Origin of the sequence: Sulfurovum sp. bin170, assembly GCF_010892395.1 — a bacterium.
Taxonomy (GTDB): domain Bacteria; phylum Campylobacterota; class Campylobacteria; order Campylobacterales; family Sulfurovaceae; genus UBA1140.
In genome coordinates this window covers 1-3,566 of sequence record NZ_JAACKB010000141.1, presented here as the reverse complement: position 1 = coordinate 3,566, position 3,566 = coordinate 1, and the positions used below count along the sequence as shown (strand labels likewise).

Genomic DNA, 3,566 nt, shown 5'->3' with positions numbered 1-3,566 from the left:
GAGATAATATATCTCCTGTTTAGGTGAGAAGAGCAGTAGAAAAAGAAGTAGTAGAAAAAAACCACCGATGCTCTTTTTTACCATCTGCATGTTAGCTCCATTCCATATCTCTCTTTAGCAGTTTCAAAAACTTTGAGTTTTGAAATCTGAAAAGGTCGATTCATGATTTTTTTTATAATCATATTTAACTCTTTTATATTCAATTCAGTGTAGCTTACTGTGACTTTTTCACTGGTTTTTTTAAATGATTTCACTTTCTCTTTAGCCACAATGGTTTTTAGAAGTTTTGCATCTTTTGCTGTCTGCTTAGCTCTCCATAGTTTTTTTAGTTCCGATACTCTACTTATCTCAGAGATGCTACTTTCTATATCTGCTTTTCTATCTTCTACAAAACTATTAGCAGAGATTTTATAAGAAAAAGCAGATAGAGCAAAAATAGTTGCAACCGATATAATAAGTTCATTTCGAAACCTTTTTAGTATCATCAGATTCATATAACTCTCTCCATCTTAATCTGTTTACTGCCCTCTTTTTTAGTTTTAAATTTTTTAGAACGAGCCTGTGTCTCAATCTGCTTCATAGTAGCAGTGCTATCGGTCTCAATTGTAGCTGATATTTTGTTATCATCTATTGTAAGCTCTTTTAGTATGCTCTTTGCAGATAATAGTTTAGAAATCTGCTCTGCACTATCTCTTTTTAATCTCTCTCTTCTATCTATTGGTTCATACTCCCCCAAAATACTTTTACGAACAAGGCTAGAACTCAATCTAGGGTTTTTATCCAAAAGTGCTTCCTCTTTCTCTATGGCACTTTGTATTGAGCTTTTGATACGACCCCCCTCAACAATAAATGCAACTCCGAGTAGAAGTAGTAATGAGGAGATAATAATGGTCTCTTTTAGAGGTACAAAAGAGTCATAAGAGCTACTTAGTGCTATACCACTTTTAAAAGAGACATTCTCTAGGTTTAGAGTATCATATCTATAGTCAGAACTCATCAATCTTTTAGGCAGTAGTGCTACTGTTCCATCTAGTGACTGCATCGAGAGAGTAGAACCCAAATCAATAGCATTTTCCATATATGAAGATAACTCTTGAGCAAAAAATATCTTAGAAATCTGATGTATCTTCACTCCTTTTGTCTCCAAAAATGAGGTTATCTCTTCAACACTATATGCAAAAAAACACCAATGCTCTTCGCACTTATAGACATGAAATTGATACTCTTGGCTATCATCAAGATAGTCATCAAATAGAGAGGGTGCTATCTGCTTTGCCTGATAGGCAAATCTGACCCCTAACTCCTCTCTTAAAAAAGTATAAAATTGTGGCGTAAGTATTATATCTACACTATCAGTAGTGGTAATACTCTCCATATCTCTATGGACTAACACTCTTCTGTTAGAGCTCCCCATTAAATTCAAAATTTGTACTCCTCTCTTTTGAATAATCAAAACTAAAACTATAGTAACTATTACGATAATAATATCGTTCTTCACAATGCATAGCATTTAGAGCTTTTTGGGAAAATAGCTTTTTATTTATAACTTCACCACTAGCATTCTGGGCTAGATACTCTACAAGCGTCATCTTCTTCTCATCCATCTCTTTATCTACTAGCCACACATCTTGCACACTCTCTAAAGGGATATCAAATGCTACAGATATTAGTTCAGCTGTTATATAAGCACCATCTATAGTTGCATCTTTAGCTACATCAACAAAGACAAAATATCTCTCCCATGGAATCTTAAATACTTTATCATCATCATATCTTAGACGATAGTTTAATATAACTCTATCAAATTGTTTTTTTGATACGATACCTTTTTTCTCTTTTAGTCTCTTTTCATACTCACTATCTTCTCTATCAGTTCCAGCAATCTCTGCAAAGATAAGCTCCTCTAATCGGTTTGGCTCTGCTATCTCATATTTTTCTATTATCTCTGATAGTACATCTCTTGCCAAATCCAATCTAGATGGATGCTTCTTCGTAAACGACTCATCTAACCATTTTATAGGAACACCTACCATAAGCGGTTTGCATTGTAAATTGATATTGAAACCACTTTTAGGTTCTGATAGCATTAGTGGCATATTGTATATCATATCTAATTTTTTACTATCAGCCTTATCTTTTGGAAAAAATCGTTTCAAAATATCTGTTGTGTTTTTATAAAATAGATTCCCTTGAATAATAGCTGACATTCTACCAGCATCTTTTCGAACCTTTTCAAGATATGAAAATGATACAGCAACTATCGAAAGGATAGAGGCTATGACTAAAAGTGTAATAAAAAGGGCAATCCCTCTTTTTGTTTTATCCATAATAAAGCTCAATTCAAGTAAAATCACTAATATTATAACCAAAGTTAATTAAGGAATTTTAAATATGAGTAAAGTTTATGAAACAAGCATAGAAAAAGAGATATTGTTAATGCAAAACAAAACAAAAAAACTAGAAAAAATAACAAAAAGAGCTTTTTCACTTATTGAGTTACTTGTTGTTATATTGATATTAGGACTTTTAGTAGGTCTTGTTGCTCCACAGGTTATTGGTCAAGGTACACAAGCACAGATAAGACTCACTTGTACGCAGATGGGTTCAGTAAAAGAGGCTCTAAAGATGTTCAAACTTGATAATGGGAAATATCCAGACACAGATGAGGGTATAGAGGCACTACTAGCCAACCCTGATGCCGAAAAATATCCAAACTATTCAGGTTCACCATATCTTGGAAAATTACCAAAAGACCCATGGGGAAAATATTTTACCTATATCAAAGCAGACAAAAATTTCAATATTATTAGCTTTGGTCCAGATAGAGCAGAGGGTGGAACGGCAGAAGATGCAGATATAATCTTCCCAAAATGTAGCGAGTAATGAATAACTAAAAGTGAAAAATGAAAAGTGAAAAAAAAGCATTCACCCTAATAGAGCTAATTGTTGTAGTAATGATTATCTCTCTAGTAGGTTTCCTAGTCTTTTCTGAAGCTGTCAAGCAGACTAAAAAACCTGAAAGATTAGAACCTCTAACGCTCCCCTTAACACTAAAAAGAGTCTTTGCTACAGCAGAAGATATAGAATTTTTCTGTATATCAAAATCTACAGATTGTTATATCGCAAAAGGGGCAGATATTATCCCTTATGAGGGTGCTGTAGAGTTTGGTAAAAATCTTGAAGTTTATATAGTTGACAGAGATAATAATCTAGTGCGTTTAGACGATTTTGGTCGGATAAAAGACCAAAAGATAACACTAAGATACACTCTATATGCAAACCGAAGCACCTCCCAGATAATACTCTCAAATGATAGTGGAGTCTACTATCTTCCAACCTACTTTGGGGAACCAGAAGAGGTGGAAGATTTAGATAGTGCAAAAGAGCTTTGGATAAAAGAGGAGTATAATTTAAGAGATTCGGGGAATTACTATTAACGAAAAAAGAATTTACCCTTTGGAACCGAAGGCTTTAGCCCAATGCCAATGAATTAAGGATTTAGACAAGGGAATCCCTTGTCTCTACTGTTTTGAAATTGAAATATTGTAGGGACAATGGCACTGCCT

At 33.8% G+C, this 3,566-nt stretch carries 5 protein-coding genes; 2 read left to right on the top strand and 3 right to left on the bottom strand.

Annotation, left to right across the window (positions count from 1 at the left end):
- Nucleotides 1-77: 77 nt before the first annotated feature.
- The 3 genes from GSY74_RS03390 to GSY74_RS03380 are packed head-to-tail and all read right to left on the bottom strand — an operon-like array spanning nt 78 to nt 2,327.
- A complete protein-coding gene (locus tag GSY74_RS03390; protein ID WP_164663702.1) occupies nt 78-494 on the bottom strand; it encodes a hypothetical protein in 417 nt (138 codons plus the stop codon).
- Nucleotides 491-1,423, bottom strand: coding sequence for a hypothetical protein (locus tag GSY74_RS03385; protein WP_164663701.1), 933 nt, complete (start codon nt 1,421-1,423; stop codon nt 491-493). The genes GSY74_RS03390 and GSY74_RS03385 overlap by 4 nt, the downstream gene beginning before the upstream one ends.
- On the bottom strand, nt 1,401-2,327 hold the full coding sequence (locus GSY74_RS03380; protein ID WP_164663700.1) for a hypothetical protein: 927 nt from the start codon (nt 2,325-2,327) through the stop codon (nt 1,401-1,403). Before GSY74_RS03380 ends, GSY74_RS03385 begins: the two co-directional genes overlap by 23 nt.
- A 64-nt stretch (nt 2,328-2,391) precedes the next feature.
- Between GSY74_RS03380 and gspG the strand changes: the two genes are divergently transcribed.
- Together gspG and GSY74_RS03370 are read left to right on the top strand one after the other, a co-directional pair.
- Nucleotides 2,392-2,883 (top strand): type II secretion system major pseudopilin GspG, encoded by a 492-nt coding sequence (gene gspG / locus GSY74_RS03375; RefSeq protein ID WP_255494520.1) that lies wholly within the window; start codon nt 2,392-2,394, stop codon nt 2,881-2,883.
- A gap of 20 nt (nt 2,884-2,903) precedes the next feature.
- A complete protein-coding gene (locus tag GSY74_RS03370; RefSeq protein WP_164663699.1) occupies nt 2,904-3,437 on the top strand; it encodes a type II secretion system protein in 534 nt (177 codons plus the stop codon).
- The last annotated feature ends 129 nt before the right edge of the window (nt 3,438-3,566 follow it).